At 33.5% G+C, this 23,577-nt stretch carries 29 protein-coding genes and 1 pseudogene; 17 read left to right on the forward strand and 13 right to left on the reverse strand.

The window, feature by feature from the left end; translation table 11 throughout:
• Nucleotides 1-173: 173 nt before the first annotated feature.
• Together BHX94_RS11755 and BHX94_RS11760 are read right to left on the reverse strand one after the other, a co-directional pair.
• Nucleotides 174-947 carry an ABC transporter permease gene (locus BHX94_RS11755; RefSeq protein ID WP_111746906.1) on the reverse strand — a complete coding sequence of 258 codons (774 nt, stop codon included), beginning with the start codon at nt 945-947 and terminating at the stop codon, nt 174-176.
• On the reverse strand, nt 944-1,660 hold the full coding sequence (locus BHX94_RS11760; protein ID WP_111746908.1) for an ABC transporter ATP-binding protein: 717 nt from the start codon (nt 1,658-1,660) through the stop codon (nt 944-946). Before BHX94_RS11760 ends, BHX94_RS11755 begins: the two co-directional genes overlap by 4 nt.
• A 57-nt stretch (nt 1,661-1,717) precedes the next feature.
• Here BHX94_RS11760 and BHX94_RS11765 point away from each other — a divergent pair, with 57 nt between their 5' ends.
• The 5 genes and pseudogenes from BHX94_RS11765 to BHX94_RS11785 form a co-directional block, all read left to right on the forward strand.
• Nucleotides 1,718-2,566 carry a DUF72 domain-containing protein gene (locus BHX94_RS11765; protein WP_111746910.1) on the forward strand — a complete coding sequence of 283 codons (849 nt, stop codon included), beginning with the start codon at nt 1,718-1,720 and terminating at the stop codon, nt 2,564-2,566.
• 11 nt (nt 2,567-2,577) lie between these two features.
• A complete protein-coding gene (locus tag BHX94_RS11770) occupies nt 2,578-3,411 on the forward strand; it encodes a sulfite exporter TauE/SafE family protein (RefSeq protein ID WP_242446700.1) in 834 nt (277 codons plus the stop codon).
• Nucleotides 3,412-3,426: 15 nt separating this feature from the next.
• Nucleotides 3,427-4,755 (forward strand): bifunctional metallophosphatase/5'-nucleotidase, encoded by a 1,329-nt coding sequence (locus BHX94_RS11775; RefSeq protein ID WP_111746912.1) that lies wholly within the window; start codon nt 3,427-3,429, stop codon nt 4,753-4,755.
• Between the two features lie 73 nt (nt 4,756-4,828).
• Nucleotides 4,829-5,743 (forward strand): lipoyl synthase, encoded by a 915-nt coding sequence (gene lipA / locus BHX94_RS11780; protein ID WP_111746914.1) that lies wholly within the window; start codon nt 4,829-4,831, stop codon nt 5,741-5,743.
• Between the two features lie 10 nt (nt 5,744-5,753).
• Nucleotides 5,754-6,045 (forward strand): annotated as a pseudogene (locus BHX94_RS11785) (YutD family protein); the annotation flags it as partial.
• 234 nt (nt 6,046-6,279) lie between these two features.
• Here BHX94_RS11785 and BHX94_RS11790 read toward each other — a convergent pair.
• Nucleotides 6,280-6,543: a DUF3055 domain-containing protein gene (locus tag BHX94_RS11790; protein WP_111746916.1), complete on the reverse strand. Its 264-nt coding sequence runs from the start codon at nt 6,541-6,543 to the stop codon at nt 6,280-6,282.
• Between the two features lie 81 nt (nt 6,544-6,624).
• Here BHX94_RS11790 and BHX94_RS11795 point away from each other — a divergent pair, with 81 nt between their 5' ends.
• Genes BHX94_RS11795 through BHX94_RS11805 form a run of 3 tightly spaced genes read left to right on the forward strand, consistent with a single transcriptional unit; the run spans nt 6,625 to nt 8,789 of the window.
• On the forward strand, nt 6,625-7,062 hold the full coding sequence (locus BHX94_RS11795) for a DUF86 domain-containing protein (RefSeq protein WP_111746918.1): 438 nt from the start codon (nt 6,625-6,627) through the stop codon (nt 7,060-7,062).
• Complete coding sequence (locus tag BHX94_RS11800) at nt 7,049-7,831, forward strand: TIGR01457 family HAD-type hydrolase (protein WP_111746920.1); 783 nt, start codon at nt 7,049-7,051, stop codon at nt 7,829-7,831. The genes BHX94_RS11795 and BHX94_RS11800 overlap by 14 nt, the downstream gene beginning before the upstream one ends.
• Nucleotide 7,832: 1 nt before the next feature.
• On the forward strand, nt 7,833-8,789 hold the full coding sequence (locus BHX94_RS11805; RefSeq protein WP_111746922.1) for a 2-hydroxyacid dehydrogenase: 957 nt from the start codon (nt 7,833-7,835) through the stop codon (nt 8,787-8,789).
• Nucleotides 8,790-8,840: 51 nt separating this feature from the next.
• Here the strand turns inward: BHX94_RS11805 and bioB are convergent, their stop codons facing one another.
• Both bioB and BHX94_RS11815 read right to left on the reverse strand, forming a co-directional pair.
• Nucleotides 8,841-9,872 (reverse strand): biotin synthase BioB, encoded by a 1,032-nt coding sequence (gene bioB, locus BHX94_RS11810; RefSeq protein WP_111746924.1) that lies wholly within the window; start codon nt 9,870-9,872, stop codon nt 8,841-8,843.
• 201 nt (nt 9,873-10,073) lie between these two features.
• Nucleotides 10,074-10,391, reverse strand: a complete 318-nt coding sequence (locus BHX94_RS11815; protein WP_379875392.1) for a NifU family protein — start codon at nt 10,389-10,391, stop codon at nt 10,074-10,076.
• Nucleotides 10,392-10,415: 24 nt separating this feature from the next.
• Here BHX94_RS11815 and BHX94_RS11820 point away from each other — a divergent pair, with 24 nt between their 5' ends.
• The gene (locus BHX94_RS11820) at nt 10,416-10,727 is read left to right on the forward strand and encodes a YuzD family protein (protein ID WP_111746926.1); all 312 of its coding nucleotides are present in this window, start codon (nt 10,416-10,418) and stop codon (nt 10,725-10,727) included.
• Between the two features lie 29 nt (nt 10,728-10,756).
• On the opposite strand, the gene BHX94_RS11825 is transcribed toward BHX94_RS11820, so the two are convergent.
• Nucleotides 10,757-11,821 (reverse strand): NAD(P)/FAD-dependent oxidoreductase, encoded by a 1,065-nt coding sequence (locus BHX94_RS11825; protein WP_111746928.1) that lies wholly within the window; start codon nt 11,819-11,821, stop codon nt 10,757-10,759.
• 158 nt (nt 11,822-11,979) lie between these two features.
• On the opposite strand from BHX94_RS11825, the gene BHX94_RS11830 reads away from it, so the two are divergent.
• From BHX94_RS11830 to BHX94_RS11865, 8 genes are all read left to right on the forward strand, one after another.
• The gene (locus tag BHX94_RS11830; RefSeq protein WP_099580433.1) at nt 11,980-12,216 is read left to right on the forward strand and encodes a YuzB family protein; all 237 of its coding nucleotides are present in this window, start codon (nt 11,980-11,982) and stop codon (nt 12,214-12,216) included.
• A 13-nt stretch (nt 12,217-12,229) separates the two neighbouring features.
• Complete coding sequence (locus BHX94_RS11835) at nt 12,230-12,589, forward strand: HesB/IscA family protein (protein WP_096077038.1); 360 nt, start codon at nt 12,230-12,232, stop codon at nt 12,587-12,589.
• A 158-nt stretch (nt 12,590-12,747) separates the two neighbouring features.
• Complete coding sequence (locus tag BHX94_RS11840; protein ID WP_096077037.1) at nt 12,748-13,950, forward strand: NAD(P)/FAD-dependent oxidoreductase; 1,203 nt, start codon at nt 12,748-12,750, stop codon at nt 13,948-13,950.
• Nucleotides 13,951-14,034: 84 nt separating this feature from the next.
• Entirely contained in the window at nt 14,035-14,514 is a 480-nt protein-coding gene (locus BHX94_RS11845) for an NUDIX domain-containing protein (protein WP_170120841.1), read from the forward strand.
• Between the two features lie 11 nt (nt 14,515-14,525).
• Nucleotides 14,526-14,846 (forward strand): YuiB family protein, encoded by a 321-nt coding sequence (locus BHX94_RS11850; protein ID WP_111746932.1) that lies wholly within the window; start codon nt 14,526-14,528, stop codon nt 14,844-14,846.
• Nucleotides 14,847-14,857: 11 nt separating this feature from the next.
• The gene (locus tag BHX94_RS11855; RefSeq protein WP_111746934.1) at nt 14,858-15,913 is read left to right on the forward strand and encodes a hypothetical protein; all 1,056 of its coding nucleotides are present in this window, start codon (nt 14,858-14,860) and stop codon (nt 15,911-15,913) included.
• A 55-nt stretch (nt 15,914-15,968) separates the two neighbouring features.
• The gene (locus BHX94_RS11860) at nt 15,969-17,282 is read left to right on the forward strand and encodes a Na+/H+ antiporter family protein (protein WP_111746936.1); all 1,314 of its coding nucleotides are present in this window, start codon (nt 15,969-15,971) and stop codon (nt 17,280-17,282) included.
• 25 nt (nt 17,283-17,307) lie between these two features.
• Nucleotides 17,308-17,700, forward strand: coding sequence for a PaaI family thioesterase (locus tag BHX94_RS11865; protein ID WP_111746938.1), 393 nt, complete (start codon nt 17,308-17,310; stop codon nt 17,698-17,700).
• Between the two features lie 47 nt (nt 17,701-17,747).
• Here BHX94_RS11865 and mnhG read toward each other — a convergent pair whose 3' ends face one another.
• Genes mnhG through BHX94_RS11900 form a run of 7 tightly spaced genes read right to left on the reverse strand, consistent with a single transcriptional unit; the run spans nt 17,748 to nt 23,438 of the window.
• Entirely contained in the window at nt 17,748-18,089 is a 342-nt protein-coding gene (gene mnhG, locus BHX94_RS11870; RefSeq protein WP_111714348.1) for a monovalent cation/H(+) antiporter subunit G, read from the reverse strand.
• Nucleotides 18,061-18,369 carry a Na(+)/H(+) antiporter subunit F1 gene (locus tag BHX94_RS11875; protein ID WP_111746940.1) on the reverse strand — a complete coding sequence of 103 codons (309 nt, stop codon included), beginning with the start codon at nt 18,367-18,369 and terminating at the stop codon, nt 18,061-18,063. The genes mnhG and BHX94_RS11875 overlap by 29 nt, the downstream gene beginning before the upstream one ends.
• Nucleotides 18,366-18,845 carry a Na+/H+ antiporter subunit E gene (locus BHX94_RS11880; protein WP_111746942.1) on the reverse strand — a complete coding sequence of 160 codons (480 nt, stop codon included), beginning with the start codon at nt 18,843-18,845 and terminating at the stop codon, nt 18,366-18,368. The genes BHX94_RS11875 and BHX94_RS11880 overlap by 4 nt, the downstream gene beginning before the upstream one ends.
• Nucleotides 18,845-20,317, reverse strand: a complete 1,473-nt coding sequence (locus BHX94_RS11885) for a Na+/H+ antiporter subunit D (protein WP_111746944.1) — start codon at nt 20,315-20,317, stop codon at nt 18,845-18,847. The genes BHX94_RS11880 and BHX94_RS11885 overlap by 1 nt, the downstream gene beginning before the upstream one ends.
• Nucleotides 20,310-20,651: a Na(+)/H(+) antiporter subunit C gene (locus BHX94_RS11890; RefSeq protein ID WP_096077027.1), complete on the reverse strand. Its 342-nt coding sequence runs from the start codon at nt 20,649-20,651 to the stop codon at nt 20,310-20,312. The genes BHX94_RS11885 and BHX94_RS11890 overlap by 8 nt, the downstream gene beginning before the upstream one ends.
• Nucleotides 20,651-21,079: a Na(+)/H(+) antiporter subunit B gene (locus BHX94_RS11895; RefSeq protein ID WP_111746946.1), complete on the reverse strand. Its 429-nt coding sequence runs from the start codon at nt 21,077-21,079 to the stop codon at nt 20,651-20,653. Before BHX94_RS11895 ends, BHX94_RS11890 begins: the two co-directional genes overlap by 1 nt.
• On the reverse strand, nt 21,063-23,438 hold the full coding sequence (locus BHX94_RS11900; RefSeq protein WP_111746948.1) for a Na+/H+ antiporter subunit A: 2,376 nt from the start codon (nt 23,436-23,438) through the stop codon (nt 21,063-21,065). Before BHX94_RS11900 ends, BHX94_RS11895 begins: the two co-directional genes overlap by 17 nt.
• Nucleotides 23,439-23,577: the final 139 nt, after the last annotated feature.

A 23,577-nucleotide genomic window follows, 5' to 3' on the forward strand; every position in this document is an offset into this window, starting at 1 on the left:
TGAATACATTTCAAATTGACTGCGAATGATATTAATATCTTCAGACTTACTTCTCTTAATCAAGTAAAACACCACCGTTCAATGATATATCTATATTTTATCAAAAAAAGACTGTAAACTTCATCTCCGAAGGAGACTTTGTCTACAGTCTGGAATGCCTAAGACGCAGTGTCTTAGGCATTTTTTTCTGTATTATAAAATTTACCGATGAATTGTTGTTTGTCGTTAAACAAAGTCGGATAACTTAAAAATCCTACCATCACACTTGATAGTGTTGCTGCTGTCAATAACAAGAACAGAATAAGTAACTGAAATTGTGCAGCAACTATAGGATCAGCCCCACCGATAATTTGTCCGCTCATCATTCCGGGAAGTTGCACGAGCCCCATTGTCTTTTGGCTTTCGATAGTCGGTATCATCGAATTTTTAATTGATGTCATAAGCACTCTGTGAATAGCTTGTTTAGGATTTCCTCCAAGAGATAGAATTAATTCTATCTGTTCATCATTTTGATCAAGTTCACTTAAGAAGCGATTGAGAAATAGTAATGATAATACCATTGCATTACCAATCATCATACCGCTAATCGGAATAACATAACGCGCTTCAAATGGAATAATATGAAAGCCTAGTAGAATAGCTTGCGTAACAACTTCAACTGTGATTAAAGTCAACACAATCTTCCAGGTGATACCTTTTATTCCTTTGCCTTTTTTTATTATATTTTGTGTTGCGGCTGTAATCATAAGTAAAATCATTAACAGTATGTAGATTGGATGATTGCCATCAAAAACAAAAGTCAGTAAATAACCGATAATAATCAGTTGTATTGTGCTTCTGATCGTGGCAATGATAATATCTTTTTCAAGACCTAGTTTCAATGTATAACTTAAGACTAAAGGTATCAGTACGAATATAAGTGTTAATGTCAGTTGTGTTAATGTCATTCTATCTCTCCTTTCAGAAAAGCATTCAAGGTTTCATTATTTGATTCAAATAATTGTCTCGCTTCACCTGTAGTAACAACTTCACCATCTTTAAGCATGCAGTAGTAGTCTGCAGCCCGTTTCGCCTGTTCAACGTCATGCGTTATCCAGATAACCGTGACGTTATATCTTTCATTGATTTTATGAATCAATGCTTCTACTTCACGTACACTTCGTGGATCTAAGCTCGATGTAATTTCATCGAGTAATAGTACTTTAGGTTCGTTAACTAATGTTCGTGCGATAGATAGGCGTTGACGTTGCCCTCCTGAAAGGTTTTTAACATTCTTGTTTAGGTCAATCGAATCCAGGTTTAACTGATCAAGAAGTTTAGTGGCCGCTTCAAACGGTAGTGTCTGATTAAATATCTTCTTAGGTAGATTGATATTATCGTATACTGTGCCTTGTATCATCGGAGCACTTTGAAGTGCTAATCCAATTTGTTTTTTTAGCTCAACTAAATCTAGTGATTGAATGGATTGATCATCAATTAATATATCACCTGAAGTTGGACTGATTAATCCGTTGATCATTTTTAAAATAGTCGTTTTGCCGGCACCGCTAGGACCGATTAAAGCAGTAATCTTACCGGAATGAAAATTTGTAGATACATTTTTTATAATATGTTTATCATTAACAGAAAAATTTACATTATTAAGGGTAATGGTAGTCATAAGTTCTCCAATCTATATTTTGATAAGTTTATGATAAAATAACAGTTAGGTGATGAAATGATTTATATAGGACTTACAGGTTGGGGAGATCATGATTTATTATATGCAGATCTCACAAATAAAAATGAAAAGCTTTATCATTACGGTGCACATTTTCCGATAGTTGAACTAGATGCTACTTATTATTCTATTCAACCTGAACGCAATATTCAAAAATGGATAAAAGAAACACCGGATAATTTTAAATTTATCGTTAAAATTCATCAGGCCCTCACAGGGCATGCTGCTGTAGAAGATTTTGCTGCATCGAGAATGGAACTCATTGGACAATTTAAAACAATGCTTCAGCCAATCTATGATGCTGGAAAGCTTGGTTGTTTACTCGTTCAGTTTCCGCCCTGGTATGATTGTACTACAGTAAATATCAATTATATTATTTACTTGAAAAATCATTTTAAACAATTTCCTATTTGCATTGAATTCAGAAATGATAGCTGGTTTACACCTGATATGAAAGAACATACACTTAATTTTTTATACGAACAACAGTTGATTCATTCTGTATGTGATGAACCACAAGCAGGTCACGGCAGTATACCCTTCGTTAATCGTATCACACATGAGGATGCACTTGTTCGCTTTCATGGGAGAAATGTTGCCGGATGGACAAAAAAAGATTTGTCTGACCTGGAATGGCGAGATGTACGCTATCTCTATGATTATAACGAAACTGAATTAAAATTTTTAGCGAAAGAACTTCAAATTCTCGATCAGAAAGCAAGAAATGTTTATGTTGTATTTAATAATAATTCAGGTGGTCATGCAGCCGGCAATGCAAAAAGAATGTGTGAAATATTAAATATCGAATATACAGGTTTAAACTTTAAACAACTAAAACTATTTTAGGAAGTGTCGAAATGAGTATGACTGCAATTTTTGTTTTAATATTTTTAGGTTTATTTTCAAGTATTATCGGTTCAATCGTTGGTATCGGCGGTGGCATCATTATTGTGCCGGCTTTAATTTATTTAGGTATGGAAATTGGATTGATAGATGGTATTACACCACAGAAAGCGATTGGAACATCCACTGTAATTTTAATTTCAACAGGCTTATCTGCTGCTTTAGGCTATATAAAAAACAAACAGGCAGATCTTAAAAATGCTGTTATCTTTATGGTAGGTATCATTCCAGGAGCATTGGTAGGTGCTCATTTAAGTCAGTATTTAACGATACACCGCTTTAACCTTTATTTCGGTATATTCTTAATTATTATGAGTATTGTCTTAATGGTAAGAGATAAAATAAAACCGATTAAATTCTTCCAGAATAAAAAGTATGAAAAATCGTATACCGATATAAAAGGTGATACTTACCATTATAGTATTGCACCGATACCTGCTGTATTCTTAACATTTCTGGTAGGATGTTTAACAGGTCTTTTTGGAATCGGAGGAGGCGCATTGATGACACCTCTGATGATTATCATTTTTAGATTTCCGCCTCATATTGCAGTAGGAACAAGCATGATTATGATATTCGTATCAAGTGTGAGTGGCGCAACGAGTCATATTGTACAAGGGAATATTATATGGTCATATGCAATTTTACTGATTATCGCGAGTTTTATCGGTGCAAAAATCGGTGTTCAGATTAATAAACGCATGAAATCAACAACAGTTGTTCTGATGTTACGTATTATATTAATGCTATTAGGAATATATTTAATTATTAAAAGCTTCACTGGATGATAAGGAGGCAAGTGAATGGATATAAAAATATTTCATACGAATGACTTACATAGTTATTTATCAAACTATAAGAAAATCACACGTTATATTCTTGATATAAAATCAGAATCACAAAACATGCTTTATTTAGATTTAGGCGATCATGTTGATAGAAGTCATCCATTTACAGAAGCAACGCTTGGTCAGGCAAATGTTCAATTGTTAAACGAAGCGCAGGTGGATGTCGTAACACTTGGTAATAATGAAGGAATAACTTTAAATTTTGATGATTTAAATCGACTTTATCAGGATGCAAATTTTAAAGTGACTTGCTGTAATTTGTTTGATGAAGCCGGTGATTTGCCTAACAATATTGATAAATCAGTGATTTATGAAAAGAAAGGTATTAAATTTGGTATTGTTGGTGCTACGGCGGAATTTACACCATTTTATAAAGCTTTAGGATGGATTGTTACAGACCCGATGGCAGCTATTACTGAAGAAATACAAAATTTACGACCGAATGTTGATGTCGTTATCGTATTAAGTCATTTAGGTAAATTTTTTGATAGAACGCTTGCAGAAAGTCATCCGGAAATCGATTTGATTCTCGGTGCACATACACATCATTATTTTGAACATGGTGAGCAAGTTAACGGTGTTCTAATCGGAGCGGCAGGAAGATATGGTGAATATCTAGGGGAAGTTACATTATCTTTTGATGGCAACAATCTAGTGGATAAAAAAGCAAGGCTGATTAATACAGATGATATTCGTAATACTGAAGATGATTATTATGCTCAAGGTAAAACGTTATTATCAGAACCGATTACAGAAAGACAAATTGATTTACCAAGAAGATTATATAGTGCATCATATACGACATACATATTAGCTGATAAACTAATGCAATTTACTGGTGGTGAATGTGCGTTAATCAATACCGGACTTATCGTTAATGGATATACCGGCAATCAATATACAAAATATGAACTGCATAAAATGTTGCCACATCCGATTAACCCTGTAAAAATTACTTTGACCGGACGTGAGTTAAAAGAAGTGATAAACGTTAGTCAGCAACATGAATATAAAGATGAGATCGTTAAAGGATTTGGTTTTAGAGGCGATCTATTTGGTATGTATGTATTACATAATATCGGGTATATACAATCACAGCAAAGATATTTTATTGGTACAGAAGAAATTGATAATCATAAGAATTATAAACTAGCAACATTAGATATGTATACTTTTGGCCGATTCTTCCCACAGTTTGTTCAAAATGAAAAAGAATATTTCATGCCTGAATTTTTGCGTGATCTAATGCAAACAGCAATTGAAAATAATGAGTACAATTTTTGAACAATAAAATCTTAGAATTTCAAAATAATATCTTTATGTTATAATTGTAGCATAATTAATTGGAGGGATTGAATTGGCGACTAAGAACGAAGAAATCTTAAGAAAACCCGAATGGCTTAAAATTAAGTTAAATACTAATAAGAATTACACTGGCCTAAAGAAAATGATGCGTGAGCATAATTTAAATACAGTTTGTGAAGAAGCAAAATGTCCTAATATACATGAATGTTGGGGTGAACGTCGTACAGCTACAATTATGATTTTAGGTGCCGTATGTACGCGTGCATGTCGTTTCTGTGCCGTTAAGACAGGTTTACCGAACGAACTTGATTTAAATGAACCGGAACGAGTTGCAGAATCTGTACGTCTAATGAATCTTAAGCACGTAGTAATCACTGCAGTAGCCCGTGATGATTTAAAAGATGGTGGTTCTGAAGTATACGCTGAAACGATTCGTAAAGTACGTGAAGTAAATCCTTATACCACTATAGAAGTCTTACCATCAGATATGGGTGGCAGTTTTGATAACTGGGAACGTTTAATGAATGCACGTCCTGATATTTTAAATCATAATATTGAAACAGTGCGCCGTTTAACACCAAGAGTTCGTGCCCGTGCAAAATATGATCGCTCATTAGAAGTATTACGTCGTTCAAAAGAATTACAACCAGATATTCCTACAAAATCAAGCTTAATGGTTGGCTTAGGTGAAACTTGGGAAGAAATTTTAGAGGTTATGGATGATTTACGTTCAAACGATGTAGATATAATGACAATTGGTCAATATTTACAACCTTCACGTAAACATTTAAAAGTTCAAAAATATTATACACCATTAGAGTTTGGTAAATTACGTAAAATAGCAATGGAAAAAGGTTTTAAACATTGTCAGGCTGGACCTATGGTACGTAGTTCTTACCATGCGGATGAGCAGGTAAATGCAGCAGCAAAAGAAAAACACAGACTAGGTGAAGCTGCAAGCGAGTAGGTGACTTATGATTATTAACGTGAATCAACATTACTTTCATATTATAGAAAATCATAAAGATGCATTTAATCAGGAAATGTTTGAAGGACGTTATTCAGAAATTTTAGATCGTTATCCATATATTGTCGGAGATATAGGATTTGAACAACTAAGGTTGACAGGTTTCTTTGATGATAAGAAAAAAGGTGCTGATATCAGTAAGAGGTTTTCTGCAATTCAGGATTACTTATTAGAGTACTGCAATTTTGGATGTGCCTATTTCGTGTTAAAACGTTTAACTGAAAGTGAAGTTGTAAAATTAACACAGCCTGAATTAATAACAGATATTGAATCGAAGGAAGACAATAACCAGACTGAAGCAACAAAAGAAATAGAAGGATTTAATGAAAATAATGAGGCTTTTCCAATAGAATTAACTTCAGAAGAAGAAAATTTAGTAAATACGACGAGTGAATCTAATGAAAAGAATATGAAGACATTTAGTGATTTCATTAATTAATTTAAAATTCCAGCTTACTTCGGTAAGCTGGAATTTTTTAATGGATCACTTCGTTAAGGAATTCAGTGATTTCTTTAGCATCAGCGTCACTAATGCCAAACACATGGGCAATATAACCTTCTTCATCAAGGTCATCGCGACCAATAATACCGAATTTATTCGACTGAGTATTGAGCACAATCGTTTTGCCATAATGTCTATCTGTTTGAATCAGTGCTAAGTCATGTCGATTTTCACCAACAAAGCTTACAAATCGTATATTTGCCTTTTCAGTATCATCGTATAAATACATATCTATCATTAAGCATTCCTCCAGTAATTTTATTATACATGTTGTGTATTGCTTTTCAAAATTTGATAGAATAGTGGTGGAGGCGATCAGATGTATTTTGTAGATAGAGATGAATTAGAAGAAAAACTCGTGTATATTGATAAGTTATCAAAAGAAGTAGTAAATTCTGAAGGATTCGCATTAGAACGTGTATGTCATATGCTTATAGAAGCAGTTGTTGATGTAGGAAATATGATTATTGATGGATTTGTTATGCGTGATCCTGGTAGTTATCAGGATGTCATTGATATTTTAGAGATGGAAAAGGTGATTTCTTCGTTATCTAAAGATGAAATTAGTAAGACATTACCAACACGTCAATGGTTTGTTCGAAACTATACTGATATTAACCATGCAGAAGTAAAGCGCATTTTTATGGAGAACATCAATGCCTATCAAAAATTCAAAAACGATGTTGATACGTTTATAGCAAATGAACTTGGCCCTGTATCAGCATTTGGGAAAGGTAGTAAAAATGAAAAAATATAGTGGATACTTATTAGATTTAGATGGCACGATGTATGCCGGAACAGAGATCATTGAAGGTGCTAGAGAATTTATTGCCTATTTAGCGAATAATAACTTACCTTATTTATTTGTAACAAATAACGCATCGAAAAGACCGGATGAAGTTGCGGATAAACTCTCTAAGATGGGATTTGTAGCACATGCTGATAACGTTGTCACAAGCGCGATGGCTACAGCATCATATATAGCTGATGAAAAACCTGGTGCAACGGTCTATGTTATTGGTGGAACAGGTATTCGTCAAGCGTTAGAAGATGAAGGTTTAGTGATTAAAGAAGAAGAACATGTAGATTATGTTGTTATCGGATTGGATGTAGATATCAACTATGAAAAATTATCAATCGCTTGTTTAGCTGTACGAAACGGTGCGAAATTTATTTCTACTAATCCAGATACATCGATTCCAACTGAACGTGGTTTCTTACCTGGTAATGGTGCATTAACAAGTGTTATCACTGTTTCAACTGGCGTGGAACCTAAGTTTATCGGTAAACCGATGCCTACAATTATGAATAAAGCTGTTGAAATGATTGGACTGGATAAGTCAGAACTTGTTATGATTGGTGACTTATATATGACAGATATTATGAGTGGTATTAATAGTGATATCGATACACTTCATGTACAGACAGGTGTTTCAACTTATGAACAGGTCATGGCTGAAGCAGTACCACCGACATATAGTGTTAAGAACCTATTAGAAGTAATCGACATGTATGAAGGGGAATAATATGAAAGTATTGATTACAAGAAGTATTCCAAAGCATTATGTTGAGCAATTAGAATCTATTGCAGAGGTAGAAGTTTATCCAGAGACGATTCAACCGATGCCAAGAGAAGCATTACTAGAATCATCAAAAGATAAATCTATTATCATTTCTATGTTAAGTGATAATATTGATAGACAATTTATGGATAACAACCCGGACCTTAAAGCAGTAATCAATCTTGCAGTGGGTTATGACAATATTGATATCGATTATGCAAGTAGTAAAGATATAATTATTTGTAATACACCTGATGTACTTACAGAAACAACTGCTGAACTCGCATTTACTTTAATGTTTGTTACAGCAAGACGCATCATTGAAGCAAATGAATTAGTAAAAGAGGGCAATTGGGTTGGATGGTCTCCTTATTTACTTGCCGGACTTGATGTGTACAAAAAGACAGTTGGAATTTTTGGTATGGGAAATATCGGTACGGCATTAGCGAAACGCTGTATTGGACTAAATATGCACGTTCAATATCATAACCGTAGTGAAAGCGAAGCTGCAAAAGCACTTGGAGCTAATTATGTATCTTTTGATAAATTGCTGGAAACAAGTGACTTTATCATATGTACTGCACCATTAACAAATGAAACAAAAAATATATTTAATAAAGATGCATTTAAAAAGATGAAATCAAGTGCGATATTTATAAATATCGGTCGTGGTGGGCATGTTGTTGAAAATGACTTACTGGAAGCCATTCAAAACGAAGAGATTTATGCAGCAGGGGTCGATGTATTAAATAACGAACCTGTAGGGAAAGAGCATCCATTCCTATCTGAAAAGCGTATTACAGTTCTTCCGCATATCGGAAGTGCAACAGTAGATACGAGAAATGCGATGATTGAGCTGTGTATAAAAAATGCTAAGTTAATTATTGAAGGTAAAAAGCCTGTAAGTGAAGTGAAAAAATAATTAAAAGAATGATCCATGATCAGGATCATTCTTTTTTTAGTGATTATATTATTATTTAATTTCTATTTTTGTGTCCTTATTTTCTATTTTATCAGGAGACTGTAAAAAAGCATTTGATTCAATTTCAAAACCTAAATCTTCGATGATCTGATAATCTTCTTTGTTCGGTTGACCTTCAGTTACTAAATAATCACCAACAAAGATAGAGTTCGCAGCATACAAGGCAAGAGGCTGTAAAGAGCGAAGGTTGACTTCACGGCCGCCTGAAACGCGAATTTCTTTCGTTGGATTAACAAGACGGAATAAAGATAAAATCTTTAAGCATTTATTTGGAGTCAGTTCATCTTTATCTTCAAACTTTGTTCCCTTTATCGCATGTAAGAAGTTTACCGGGATACTATCAGCATCAATTGCTTTAAGTGCAAATGCCATATCAACGATATCTTCATCTGTTTCCCCCATACCACAAATTACGCCGGAACAAGGTGAGATATTATTAGCTTTCATAATTTCAACAGTATTTACTCGATCTTCATATGTATGTGTAGAAACGACTTCTTCATGATATCGTTCACTCGTGTTGAGATTATGGTTATATCGATCTACACCTGCAGCTTTTAATTTTTTTGCCTGCTCATCATTCGTTAATCCAAGACAAGCGCAAATTTTGAGCTGCGGATGATTTTCTTTGATCGCTTCAACAGCGTTCGTAACTCGGTTGACTTCACGGTTTGTAGGCTTACGTCCACTCATAACGATGCAATAAGTACCTACTTTATTTTTAACTGCACTATCTGCCCCTTGAATAATCTTATCCTCATCGACTAAAGCGTAAGGTGTACAACCTGTTTCATTTTTATCTACTTTGATTGATTGACCACAATAGCCACAGTCCTCCGCACAGAGACCACTTTTTGCATTTAAGATCATATTAAGTTTTACCTTGTTTTGATAATAGTGATAACGTACTTGATAAGCATCATTTAATAGTGATAATAATTGATGGTCAGGCGTTTGTAGAATTTGGAGTGCTTCTTCTTTTGTTAACGTATAGCCATTAATGACACTTTCTGCATAATTCAATTTTAGTCCCCCTAATAATTAGTTAACTAAATTATATCATAGGTTTACAATAGGTGGAGATTAAATTAGTAGCAGGTCATAAAATTGATTCAGGTTATTTATTAATCAATCTCATTTATTTATATTTTAAAGATTTGGCGGAATCGATATTATTATCGTCAAAATAAAAAACCGAGACTGTTGTCTCGGTTCAAATGATCATTAAAATACTTGTTCTACTTCCACAACGCCAGGTACTTCTTCAAGTAACGCGCGTTCAATACCAGCTTTTAATGTAATTGTTGATGAAGGGCAAGTACCACATGCACCTAAAAGGCGAAGTTTAACAATTCCATCTTCAACATCTACTAATTCACAATCGCCACCATCTCTTAATAAGAATGGGCGTAATTTTTCTAACACTTCATTCACAGCATCAAACATTGTTTGTTGTTCAGTTGTCATTTTAACTCCTTTCGAGTAAATGTAATGGTTTACTCTAACTTTTTTAGTATAATCAATATAGCATATTAATTTGATAGTTTAAAGGGGGATGTATTATAAATGATAAATGTTATCATTTACGGTGCTGACGTTGTGTGTGCAAGTTGTGTTAATGCACCGACGTCAAAAGATATTTATGACTGGATTCAACCGAATCTGGAACGAAAGTTTCCTGATTTAAAGTTTAACTATCATTATATTGATATTAACAAATCAGAAAATTTAACAGATCATGATGAAAATATCATTGAACAGATTAACAATGATGAATTATTTTATCCGCTAATAACGATGAATGACGAAATTGTAGCTGATGGATATATTCAATTACCACAGGTTACTAAATTCGTAGAAGAACATTATGTAAAATAAAACGATTAGGATGACCTAATCGTTTTATTTTATCCATTGTGATATTTATATAACCATAAAACACCTGACTTCATTAATCTTGCGAGTCTTCCCGTCACTGTTTTCTCCATTAAATAAGCAAAGCCTTCTTTTTCTCCTAAAGATCCCATAAACCCTTGTAGTTTTAATTCTGGCATAACTTCAGGTAGTGGTTTATCTGACCAGATCATTTTCATTACATCGATGATTTGTTCTGCCTGAACTTCAGCAAGTTGTGCACTTGGTGCATGTGGTAATGCAGCACAATCGCCAACGACGTAAACATTTGGATGCGTCGGGATTTGATGATATTGATTTAATTTAACACGATTACCATCACCGATTTCCACTGGCAGGTTACGTACAATTTCAACAGGTTGTATACCTGCAGTCCATACACAAATATCTACTGAATATGAAATGTCATTATTATAAAGCATACCAGGTTTAACTTTAACGACGTTTGAATTAGGTATAACTTCTACATTGTTCTTATCAAACCATTTCTTAACGTAGTTACTTAATTTCTCAGGGAAAGCTGGTAATATTCTTTCACCTCTGTCAAATAGTTGTATCTTTAAATCTTTTCTTGATTCACGTAATTCACTTGCAAGTTCGATACCACTTAAACCAGCTCCTACAATCCCCACTGTAGCGCCAGATGGCAAGTCAGCTATCGCCTGATAAGTTTTACGTGCTTTTGTCATTGTCTGTATGCTGTATGTATATTCTTCTGCACCAGGAACGTTATGATATTTGTCTTCACAACCAAGACCAATTACTAACTCATCATAATCTACATGATTTTCACCGATAGACACAATTTGCTTTTCAAGGTCTATTTGTGTAACTTCTCCATAGACGATATTTAAGCGCTTATCCTGTGGAAATTCTACACGTACATCTTTATCTGATTCTGTTCCGGCAGCAAGTGCATAAAACTCTGTCTTTAAACCATGAAATGGAATCTTATCGATTAATGTGATATTGTATTCCGCTGGTAATGTATTCGGCAGAAGTCTTTGCATAATACGCATATTACCATAGCCCCCACCAAGTAATACTAAATTTTTCATTGTTTTAATCCCCTTCGTAAGTCAAAGTTCTATTGTTTTTCCTCAATCTAAATTATAATATAGATTACCATTAAATTATAGCGATTATATAATACTAACGATAACAAAAGTTGATATAAAACGATAAGTAAAAGTTATCATTATTAAGGAAGATGAAAATGAATCCAATTGTGGAGTTTTGTATTTCAAATTTAGCCAAAGGCAGTCAAAGTGTGTTTGATGAATTATCTAATGATCCAAATATTGATGTGTTAGACTATGGTTGTCTAACATATTGTGGACAGTGTAATGATAGTCTTTATGCACTTGTTAACGGGGATATCGTAACAGGCGACACACCAGAACTATTAAAACAAAATATATACAAACATATCGAAGAAACATGGTTATTTTAAGGAGGAATTTATTATGAGTACTGTAATTTTAACAGAAGCAGCTGCATATGAAGTTAAATCAATGATGGAAAGCAATGGTTTACCGAACGGTTACTTACGAATTTCGGTAAAAGGTGGCGGATGTACTGGTTTATCATACGGTATGAGCGCTGAAGAAAGCCCTGACGAAAATGATGAAGTTTTAGATTACTATGGTGTGAAAGTATTGGTAGATAAAGCAGATGCACCAATATTAAATGGAACGACTGTAGATTTTAAACAATCATTAATGGGTGGTGGATTTGCAATTGAAAACCCAAATGCGATTGCAGCTTGTGGATGTGGTAGTTCATTTAGAACAAAAGATGTCGCAGGTACGCCAGAAAATTGTTAAGCGTCTGTATAATAATATTCACAATTCACTTGTATTTATAGTATAAAAGTCTTAATATATAAGTTGGAATATTCAAAAATAACTTTGTGACAAAAATCACATTTTATTAATTGAAAGATTAATATATTAAAAAATTTATTGAGAATGGGTGAATACAAATGGGATTTGAAAGAAAAAAAGTAGTTGTATTAGGTGGAGGTTATGCAGGTCTTCAAACTGTAACCAAATTACAGAAATTAGTTTCTTCACAGGATTGTGATATTACATTAATCAACAAAAACGAATATCACTATGAATCAACTTGGTTGCATGAAGCTTCAGCTGGTACACGTGAATATCAGGATTGTTTATATCCTATCGCAAGCGTTTTAAATCATTCAAAAGTAGACTTCGTAGTTGACGAAGTTACTAAAATCAATAAAGATGAAAAAACTGTGGAAACAACAAATGGTACTTATAAGTTTGATATTTTAGTAGTAGCATTAGGTTTCGAATCAGAAACTTTTGGTATTGCAGGTATGAAAGAACATGCATTCCAAATTGAAAATATTAATACTGCACGTCGTATTGCTGCGCATATTGAAGAGCGTTTTGCACACTATGCAAACAGTTCTGAAAAAGACGAAAAAGATTTAGCAATCTTAGTTGGTGGTGCTGGCTTTACTGGTATCGAATTATTAGGGGAATTAGTAGAAAAGGTACCTGCTTTATGTAAAGAATACAATATCGATCAATCAAAAGTGAAATTAACATGTGTTGAAGCAGCTCCAAAAATGCTTCCAATGTTCTCTGAAGATTTAGTGGAATATGTAATGAACTATTTAGAAAAACGCGGGGTTGAATTCAAGATTGCTACACCAATCGTTGCTGCGAACGAAAATGGTTTCGTTGTTAAAGTTAATGAACAAGAAGAACAATTATACGCTAACACAGTAATCTGGGCTGCGGGTGTTCGTGGTTCTAAATTAATGGAAGAATCATTTGATGGTGTTAAACGTGGACGTATCGTAGTTCGTGAAGATTTACGTATCGATGGTTACGACGACATTTTTGTAATCGGTGACTGTTCTGCAGTAATGAGTGGAGAGCGTCCATTACCAACGACTGCTCAAATTGCAATGCAACAAGGTGAATTCACTGCGGCTGCAATCCAAAAATTATTAAATGGTGAAAAATTATCAGCATTTGCATATGATGATAAAGGAACTGTATGTTCTTTAGGTTCTCATGATGGTGTAGGAGTTGTATTCGGTAAAGAAATTACAGGTAAAAAAGCAGCATTCATGAAAAAATTAATCGATACACGTGCGATATTCAAAATTGGTGGCGCTGGTGTTGCATACAAAAAAGGTAAATTTTAATATTGTCTCAATATTAAATGCTTAAAAAGTGAGCGGGGCATAATGATTGCCCACCTCACTTTTTTTATAAGTAAGGAGAATATTATGGCACGAGATAAAGTTTGGTTAGGGGTCAATGCAATAGTAATTAATGAAGCAGGTGAATGGCTCTTACTTAAGAAACAATATAGCGGTATGCGTGGCATGTGGAGTACACCTGCAGGATTTATTGATAATGGTGAAACTGCAGATCAGGCTGTATTAAGGGAACTATATGAAGAATCTGGCATTGAAGGAGAAGTTCAAGGTGTAATCGGGCTAAGAAGCGGTGTCATTAATAATGAAATATCTGATAATATGATTTTATTTCTCATCAAACCGCTTTCAACTGATATTACACTCAAGTATCCAAATGATGAAATTGAAGTTGTCGCATGGAGAACGCCAGATGAAATTCTTCAGGACAATACTGTATCACCGATGATTCATCATCTTTTACAAGAAAAAAGCGAAGCAATAACGCTAACAAGTACTGAGTCTCCTGGAGCTCACTTTAATTATACACATTATCACTTATATACTTAGGAGGGGCATTTTTGACAGCACTCATTCAGTTGATTATTTCAACACTTTTATTTTTTGTTTTATTTTTTGGTATCGCATTTATTTTAAATATGTTACTGAAATCAACTTGGATTATGACGGCTTTATATCCGATTGTTGTATTTGCAATTGTTGATAAAATTTCTACAGCTGATTATTTATTGAAACCAAAATTTGCATTTAATAAATTATGGACAGGTTTAACCCACCTTTTACCTGCAGACATCATCATGTTATCTGGGGGCTTAATAGGGGCAATTGCTGCAGGTTTTGTCATTAGAAATTTAAGACGTAGCGGGTATACAATGTTTTAAGGAGTGGGCATATGCTAAATAAACATTTACAGACACACATAGACACGTGCTATGTGTGTTTTTTACCATCACAAATCAGTCAGTTAAGACCATTGCTGGAAAATCATAAAGCAATCATTGAAGCACAGTATCCTTTACGAGATAAGACATTACCATACTTTATTTCATCGGAGAATACTTTATTTTTATTTATACCAGTCGGAAATTTAAAACATATTGATATGCAGAAGGTTATTAATCACGTTACAGTGATTGAAAATTTATATCTTAAAAATTCAGAGATATTAAAACGAGCTGTCCACATGAATATTCATCTGGCATTACTTTCAAAATATTTGTCACATGAACAAGTGATGATGATTCAGACAGCGTTGTATAACTTATTTAAAATAAATAATAATCATAGTGATGTGGAAAATACGTTAACAGCAATTCCAGATGAAGTTACAGAAAGAACGATATGTTTAATAAATGATGAAAATATTAAGATGTATGAATATATTCCCAAAAGTGCTACGACATTGTTTATCGTTATAAGGCATGAAAATTTTATACCTAAATCATTATTAAAAGCATTATTAGCATCTTCTGTTGGTATTATCTATATTCAATACAGCGAAATGGTGCAAGAAAGTGAAGCACGCATTGCTTTCAACGGTAAGACTGTCAAAACACATCGTCAAAATTACTTTAATATTTTATATGATGTGTTGTTCTATGCAAAACAATATCGTTTAAATACAGCTTGTATACAGTTAAAAAATCATGAATATAAAGAACAACAGATAAGTAGTATGAGCCAAATTGACAAAAGACAGATAAATATAAATCATAATAATTTACAATTCATTTCAAAGCTCATCGAAGAAAACTTTGAGTTTACCTATCAATTTCAGCATCAGATAGAACATAAAGATGTTCTGGATTTAATTACCCTTGAACAATTTGGCCTTAATGTTATAAGTCCAAATGTTCTTGAAGTTGATTTAATCAATTATCCTGATAATCAGCATGTTTATACCTACATCATAAAACTAATGCATGAAGCACTTGACGAAAATAAATAACTCCTTTATCATGGTAGTACATTAGCGAATTAAAGTATTTGGAGGTTATTTATTTATGAATGCAGTTTTAATCGCAGTACTTGTGATGGTCATATTAAGTTTATGTAGGCTTAATGTCGTGCTATCACTATTTATAGGAGCAATAACAGGTGGTCTTGTTTCAGGTCTAGGTATTGAAAAGACCATTAAAATATTCACTGAAGGTATCGTGGATGGAAGTGAAGTCGCATTAAGCTATGCGTTACTTGGAGGCTTTGCAGCATTAATTTCTTATAGTGGTATTACAGATTATTTTGTTGAGAAAATAATAAATAAACTAAAAGTTGAAAATAAGAAAAATACGAGAATATATACTAAAGTGATATTACTTGTTTCTTTAATTATTATTTCTTGTATGTCTCAAAATATTATTCCGGTACATATTGCATTTATTCCAATTATCATTCCACCTTTACTTAGTTTATTTAATGAGTTAAAGATAGATAGAAGATTATTAGCAGTAATCCTTTGCTTCGGATTAAACTTTCCGTATGTATTGATGCCTTACGGTTATGGATACATCTTCCATGGTATTATTAAAAAAGGATTCGATAAAGCAGATTATGCAATAGAATTTAGCGATATATATAAAGCGATGATTATACCTTCTATGGGATTTATTGTAGGACTCATTCTTGCCTTCATTATATTTAGAAAACCAAGAACATATCATACCGTAACTTTAACCCCAACTGAGAATAGGCCGCCGCTTAGACCATACGTCATATTTATAACAATACTTGCGATTTTAAGTACATTTATTGTGCAGACTATGACTGAATCAATGATCTTTGGTGCATTAGCAGGGATATTAATTTTCTTTGTATCATTTGCATATGAATGGAAAGCGTTAGATGACACTTTAACAGATGGTATTAAGATTATGGCTTACATTGGTGTGGTGATGCTTACTGCAAATGGTTTTGCGAGTCTTATGAGTGCTACTGGAGATGTAGAACGTTTAGTTCAGGATATGGTAGCATTCACTGATGGTTCAAAAGTATTAACAATAATTTTTATGTTAATCGTTGGTTTAATTGTGACACTTGGTATCGGATCTTCGTTTGCAACCATTCCTATCATTGCTGCATTATTTATTCCGTTAGGAAATTCTATTGGATTAAGCAGCATGGCGATTATAGCTATTATTGGTACTGCAGGTGCACTTGGTGATGCAGGTAGTCCGGCTAGTGACTCTACACTTGGTCCAACAGCAGGGCTTAACATGGATGGTCAGCATAACCATATTTGGGATACATGTGTACCGACATTCTTATTGTTTAATATACCGCTCATTATTTTCGGATTTATTGCAGCAATGGTATTATAGATAAAAAGAAGTCATGGAGGATATCATGGATTCAAATTTATTATCTGTACCAAGTTTAATAACACATTTTAAGATTGAACAAGTAAGTTTTGAGGGCAATTTATTAGTAATGAAAATGCCAATTACTGATTTGGTCCGTCAACCTTTTGGTTACCTGCATGGAGGAGCAACAGTTGCACTTTGTGAAACAGCAGCATCATATGGCTCATCTTTACTTATCGGTAAAGATGAGATTCCATTAGGTTTAGAGATTAATGCTAATCATATATCAAGCGCAAAATCAGGCGATGTATATGCGAAAGCATTGATTATCCATCAAGGCAAATCGACTCATGTTTGGGAAATAAAAGTATATGATGACAATGATAGATTAATTTCCACGTCACGATGTACCGTGGCAATTAAAAAGCTGAGATAAGGACGAAATCCTTATCTCAGCTTTTTTGTATTAAACTTTTTATGTTATTATTCTGCATTCTTAAGGTCATCTCTCACAGTTGAATTTGTGTAAGCAGTACCAGAATAATAAGCACTGCGCATAATTAAATGTGCACCAATCGGTCCGGTAGAGAATATAAAAAGAATTGCGAGAATCAATGTCGGTTCAAAATGATGATCACGACCTAAAAAGTAAAGAAATACGCCGAACATCATAAACATAACACCAAGCGTTGAAGATTTACTGGCTGCGTGTGCACGGGTATACACGTCAGGTAAGCGGATTAAACCGATAGCACTTATTACTGTCAGCAATGCACCGATAATAATAAAGAACATACTAATGACGATGACGATTGTGTCGATCATATTCAACGATTTCTCCTTTCTCCATAAACTTGGCAAAAGCAGTTGTTCCTAAAAAGGCCAGTACGCCAAGTAGCATAATGATGCTGATATAATATTTAGTATTTAACAGTACAGAGAATAGTGCAATCATTGCCATTAGAGAGATACCTAATGCATCAAGTGCAACAACTCTATCGGCTATAGTTGGGCCTTTAATGACACGATATAGTATACCGAGCATCGATAAAGAAACGATAATCAATGCGATAATAATGATAATATTGGTAAATTCTATTGTCATGATAATCCAATCTCCTTTATCGCATCTTCAAAAGAATGCTTAATGCCATCTATTTCTGATTCTATATCACTAAAGTCTATTGCATGGATATAAAGCTTACTTTTATCATCACTAACTGCTACAACGACTGTTCCTGGTGTTAACGTAATCAGTAGAGACAATAAACTGATTTCCCAATCTTTTCTTAAATCGGTTGGATACATAAAGAATGCAGGCTGTATATCTATTTTTGGTGCAATAACGATTTTTAGAACATTGATATTTGCTTTAAATAATTCGATAATAAATATAACGATTAAACGTAGCACTTTTAAGAAAGGAATGAGATAGAACCCACCAGGTAAAAATGGTCTCATGATATATATCCCTATGAGTCCAAATAAATAACCAAGTAACATATTACCGAAAGATACAGAACCAGTTAAGATACACCATAGTATGACTAGCCCTGTATGTATAATCATTTGTATCGCCATTATTTCACCCCTAATGCTTTGACATAAGTTTCTGGTGAATGAATTGATAATGCAGCTTTTTCAATGACTGGATATAAAGCATCACTCATAACCCCGAATAATACTGCGAGAACTGTCATTAATACTGCCGCAAACATCATCTTATTGATAGTTGGTTGCACGTATTTTTTACCAGTACCAAAGAAAACTTGTAAAAAGATATTGATTACTGAATATAATACGACTAAACTACTGATTAATACGATGATAGCAGTTATCACATATCCTTCATTCATCGCTGCTTTTACGATAAAGTATTTTCCGTAGAAACCACTTAGTGGTGGAATACCTGCAAGTGATAACGCTGCAATAAAATACGTAAAGCCAAGCAGCGGATAATCTTTTATAAGTCCACCAATTTTTCTAATGTCTGTTTCATTCGTAACTTTCATAATGATACCGATAAGCATAAATAAACTCGCTTTAATAATCATGTCATGAATTAAGTAATAAATGCCGCCAATTGTAGCTTCTTTTGTAAAAATTGCAAGTCCCACGATAATTACTCCCACGGCAATCATAATATTATAGATGATAATTTTCTTCATATCACGATATGCAAGTGCACCAATACACCCAAATATAATTGTGAGTATTGCTAATACAAGCAGTATGTTCTGCACGAATTCGCCAGATTGACTGAAGAATAAACTGTACGTTCTGTATAGTGCATAAACACCCACTTTAGTAAGCAACGCACCGAATAAAGCAAGAATTGGTATCGGTGGAGCGTAATATGCGCCTGGTAACCAGAAATATAAAGGAAACATACCTGCTTTTGTAGCGAATACAAAGATAAATAATATCGCACAGATCACAATAATATTTTGGTTTTCTATGCCATCGATTCTACTGCTCATATCAGCCATATTTAATGAGCCGATAACTGAATACAACATACCGATTGCGAGTACGAAAAATGCCGAACTCGTAACATTCACAAGTATATATTTAATACTTTCCTGTAATTGTATCTTCGTTCCTCCGATAATCATTAACACATATGAACTGATTAAGAATACTTCAAAGAATACGAATAAGTTAAAGATATCTCCAGTTGTAAATGCGCCATTTAAACCAGCCAGCATAAACATCACTGATGAGTAATAATAATATGTTTCTCGGTCAAGTCCAATTGATTGATAAGAATAATAGATTATAATCAAAGTAATTAATGTTGTTGTGAGGACTAAAATTGCCGATAGCATATCAGAAACGAGCACAATACTATATGGTACTTTCCAGTTTCCAAGTTCTAGATATATTGTGCCATGTTTAAAAACATGTATAAACTGATAAAGTGTAACTAAAAATGTTATTAAAGTACCAAAAAATGCTACCATTCTTTTAATAATAGGTTTTTTTCCGATACAAATTAAAATAATAGCAGTGAGAGCTGGTAATATAATTGGGAATACGATTAAATTACTCATCTTCAGGTACCCCCTTATAATCTGATACATTGTCAGTACCTAACTCTTTATAACTTCTAAAAGCAAGTACTAAGAAAAACGCAGTTACAGCAAAACTTATTACGATTGCTGTTAATATTAATGCCTGTGGAATTGGATCTGTATAAAAATGCTGATCTTCTTCATAGATTGGTGAAGCACCTTTTTTTAAGCCGCCACTTGTAAGCAATATTAAATTGACGGCATGAGAAATGATAGAAGATCCGATAATGATTCTGAGCAAACTTTTAGAGAGAATCAAATAGACACCACAAGTAACAAGTATGCCACTCAATATAATGATTAATATTTCCATTATTCATTCTCTCCAATCGTTAAGATTATCGTCAAAGTCGTTCCAATTACTGCAAGCATTACTCCAATATCAAATAATACTGCAGTGTGAAGATGTAGTTCACCCAGGAGCGGTAAATGCAGGTCACCAAAAGTATGCGTGAAAAAGGGTTTACCCTGTAAGATACTGATTAACGGTGTGCCGTAACAAAACATTAATCCGATAGCAATGACCTTTTTGAAATCTATAGGAATAATCTGTTGTAAAGTTTTAATATCATAAGCAATTAAAATAATGAGAAGTGCAGATGATATGAGTAATCCCCCTACAAACCCTCCGCCTGGCGTATAATGACCACCCATAAATATGGCAAAGGCGAAAGTGATAATAATGAAGAAGACAACGAGCGTACAAAACTGTAGAATGACATCATTATTTTGCTTTTTCATTATTATCACCTCTATTCTGTCTTAATCGTATTAATGTATAGATACCTATACCTGCTATTCCTAGTACACTTGATTCGAATAAAGTATCAAATCCACGGAAGTCTACTAAAATTACGTTTACCATATTTTTTCCTGCGGCAAGTTCATATACATTTTTAATATAATATTCTGCAATGGATGGATAAAGTTTGTTACTAAATGCTGCTAAAGCAATGATTGTGACACAAATACCTGAAAGCAATGCAATCACAAAATTTGATAACTTAAATTTTGAACTTTCTTCATGACGATACTGACGTGGTAGATGATAGAAACACATTAAGAATAATGCTGTTGAAATCGTTTCAATAGCAAGTTGTGTTAATGCTAGGTCAGGTGCATCAAAGAAAACGAATAATAGTGCAATGGAATAACCGATAGTACTTAACATGATAATACTAAATAAACGCGATTTTGATTTTAAGATCATAATATTTGCAATTAATATGATGCCAATGAGGATCAACTCATATGGCTGGATTGAACCTAGCGACTCAAAATTAAAATGAATCGGATTATTGATAAATACATAGCTTGTTATGATAATAAACGTAATCAGTATTGCAGACATACTGAAACGAATGGTTCTTAACACGAGAAACTGATTGATTAACTTACTTTTCTTTTGTGATTGTGTAAGTAACAGATCATATCCCCTATTCAGACTGAACTGAGCAGGGAAAAAAGTATATATTTTTTCCCAGTATTTAAAAGTAGCAACGAGTAGTGCACCAAAAATAATGATAGCTAATGTAATAAATAGTGGTGTATTAAATCCATGAAAATGATGGATTTGCTCTATATGAACAGACTGATTTAATATACTGTTTGTCGCCGCATTTAATAATGGTAAAAATATATTTGGAACAAGTGAAATCACAACCATGATGCTGATTAATATAATAGGTGAAGCTAGTAATAACTTTGGAGCTTCGTGAGGCTGTTTCTCAGTTGTATTATCTTTAGGGGAGCCAAAGAAAATATCGATGATTAACTTTATACAGTATATAAAAGTAAATATACTCCCTATAAACATAAGTATTAATGCACTACTTGAAAGCAATGGTTGACCTGAGAAACTACTCTTTACTGCATTTAAAACAGATGTAATAAACATTTCTTTACTTAAAAATCCGTTAAAGGGTGGGACACCTGCCATACTTAATAAGCCAAGCACTGCAATTGTGAAAGTTACAGGCATTAATGTTAGTAATCCATTAAGCTTACGGATATCACGTGATCCTGTTTCGTGGTCGATAATACCTACAGCCATAAATAGAGCGCCTTTAAATGAGGCATGATTTAAAATGTGGAACACACTAGCCGTAACTGCAATAACGAAAAGTTCATTATGATTATTTTTTAGTGCAAATGAGCCAAATCCAAGTAAAGACATAATAAGTCCTAACTGACTGATTGTACTGAATGCAAGAATCCCTTTTAAATCTTTTTGATTAACAGCTTTCAACGATGCAAAACACATTGTGAATAAGCCGATAAAGATTAAGCTGTTTGTCCATATATTACTGACAGCAAAAATAGGAGTAAACCTTGCTACGAGATAAATACCGGCTTTAACCATTGTCGCTGAATGCAGATATGCACTTACTGGTGTCGGTGCTTCCATAGCATCTGGTAACCATATATGAAATGGAAACTGAGCTGATTTAGTAAATGCGGCTAATAAGATTAATACGATAGCTAACGGAAATAATTTGTGATGCTGAATTAAATTTGCGTTTTGAATCATTGCATCTATTGAAGTCGTGTGTGTAATACTAACTAAGATGGCAATAGCACCTAGTAACATTAAACCACCAAAGACGGTGATTAACATCGATTTCAAAGCACCCTGAATTGATTTTTCTTTAAAATACCAGAACGAAATCAATAAGAAACTTGAAATACTCGTCAGTTCCCAGAACATATAAAGTGCTAAAATATTATCGCTCAGTACAACGCCAAACATTGCACCCATAAATAACAATAAATATGTATAGAATTTTCCAAGTTCTTCTCGTTTACTAAGATATGAAATAGAATAGAATACTACGAGCATACCTATCACAGAAATAAGCAGAGCAAAAAGTAAACTAATGCCATCTATTTTAAAGTTTAAATTTAATCCTATACGTGACATCCAGTTATTCTTTTCAAACAATGTCTGACCTAATGAAGATAATTTGCTGATAAAGAATATTGAAGCAATTACAGGAATGGGTAGTACAAACCAACCCGTATGAATAGTACGTATTTGTTTCTGTAGAATAATTGGAAATAACGCTGCTATAAATGGCAGCAATACTATCCATAAAGTCATCTTAAAACCTCCTTTAGTATTTTATTATACAAGAAAAATAAACGGATTGATTTCTAATAGTTTAATATGGTGACAACGTATAATATATTCCTTAAATAAGAAGAAACAGATTAAAATTAAAAAATCGTCATATAATTGT

The sequence above is a fragment of the Macrococcoides bohemicum genome, assembly GCF_003259675.1.
In the GTDB taxonomy this organism is placed as follows: domain Bacteria; phylum Bacillota; class Bacilli; order Staphylococcales; family Staphylococcaceae; genus Macrococcoides; species Macrococcoides bohemicum.

Excerpts from the sequence above, each read along its gene's own strand:
- BHX94_RS11790 (WP_111746916.1), bottom strand. The coding sequence starts at position 6,543 with ATGATAGATATGTATTTATACGATGATACTGAAAAGGCAAATATACGA.
- BHX94_RS11800 (WP_111746920.1), top strand. The coding sequence starts at position 7,049 with ATGAAAAAATATAGTGGATACTTATTAGATTTAGATGGCACGATGTAT.
- BHX94_RS11895 (WP_111746946.1), bottom strand. The coding sequence starts at position 21,079 with ATGAAAAAGCAAAATAATGATGTCATTCTACAGTTTTGTACGCTCGTT.
- BHX94_RS11830 (WP_099580433.1), top strand. The coding sequence starts at position 11,980 with ATGAATCCAATTGTGGAGTTTTGTATTTCAAATTTAGCCAAAGGCAGT.
- BHX94_RS11805 (WP_111746922.1), top strand. The coding sequence starts at position 7,833 with ATGAAAGTATTGATTACAAGAAGTATTCCAAAGCATTATGTTGAGCAA.
- BHX94_RS11820 (WP_111746926.1), top strand. The coding sequence starts at position 10,416 with ATGATAAATGTTATCATTTACGGTGCTGACGTTGTGTGTGCAAGTTGT.
- BHX94_RS11875 (WP_111746940.1), bottom strand. The coding sequence starts at position 18,369 with ATGACAATAGAATTTACCAATATTATCATTATTATCGCATTGATTATC.
- BHX94_RS11825 (WP_111746928.1), bottom strand. The coding sequence starts at position 11,821 with ATGAAAAATTTAGTATTACTTGGTGGGGGCTATGGTAATATGCGTATT.
- BHX94_RS11845 (WP_170120841.1), top strand. The coding sequence starts at position 14,035 with ATGGCACGAGATAAAGTTTGGTTAGGGGTCAATGCAATAGTAATTAAT.
- BHX94_RS11770 (WP_242446700.1), top strand. The coding sequence starts at position 2,578 with ATGAGTATGACTGCAATTTTTGTTTTAATATTTTTAGGTTTATTTTCA.
- BHX94_RS11860 (WP_111746936.1), top strand. The coding sequence starts at position 15,969 with ATGAATGCAGTTTTAATCGCAGTACTTGTGATGGTCATATTAAGTTTA.
- BHX94_RS11840 (WP_096077037.1), top strand. The coding sequence starts at position 12,748 with ATGGGATTTGAAAGAAAAAAAGTAGTTGTATTAGGTGGAGGTTATGCA.
- BHX94_RS11835 (WP_096077038.1), top strand. The coding sequence starts at position 12,230 with ATGAGTACTGTAATTTTAACAGAAGCAGCTGCATATGAAGTTAAATCA.
- BHX94_RS11795 (WP_111746918.1), top strand. The coding sequence starts at position 6,625 with ATGTATTTTGTAGATAGAGATGAATTAGAAGAAAAACTCGTGTATATT.
- BHX94_RS11865 (WP_111746938.1), top strand. The coding sequence starts at position 17,308 with ATGGATTCAAATTTATTATCTGTACCAAGTTTAATAACACATTTTAAG.
- BHX94_RS11760 (WP_111746908.1), bottom strand. The coding sequence starts at position 1,660 with ATGACTACCATTACCCTTAATAATGTAAATTTTTCTGTTAATGATAAA.
- mnhG (WP_111714348.1), bottom strand. The coding sequence starts at position 18,089 with ATGATCGACACAATCGTCATCGTCATTAGTATGTTCTTTATTATTATC.
- BHX94_RS11775 (WP_111746912.1), top strand. The coding sequence starts at position 3,427 with ATGGATATAAAAATATTTCATACGAATGACTTACATAGTTATTTATCA.
- BHX94_RS11890 (WP_096077027.1), bottom strand. The coding sequence starts at position 20,651 with ATGGAAATATTAATCATTATATTGAGTGGCATACTTGTTACTTGTGGT.
- BHX94_RS11900 (WP_111746948.1), bottom strand. The coding sequence starts at position 23,438 with ATGACTTTATGGATAGTATTGCTGCCATTTATAGCAGCGTTATTTCCA.
- BHX94_RS11855 (WP_111746934.1), top strand. The coding sequence starts at position 14,858 with ATGCTAAATAAACATTTACAGACACACATAGACACGTGCTATGTGTGT.
- BHX94_RS11880 (WP_111746942.1), bottom strand. The coding sequence starts at position 18,845 with ATGGCGATACAAATGATTATACATACAGGGCTAGTCATACTATGGTGT.
- BHX94_RS11755 (WP_111746906.1), bottom strand. The coding sequence starts at position 947 with ATGACATTAACACAACTGACATTAACACTTATATTCGTACTGATACCT.
- BHX94_RS11885 (WP_111746944.1), bottom strand. The coding sequence starts at position 20,317 with ATGAGTAATTTAATCGTATTCCCAATTATATTACCAGCTCTCACTGCT.
- BHX94_RS11765 (WP_111746910.1), top strand. The coding sequence starts at position 1,718 with ATGATTTATATAGGACTTACAGGTTGGGGAGATCATGATTTATTATAT.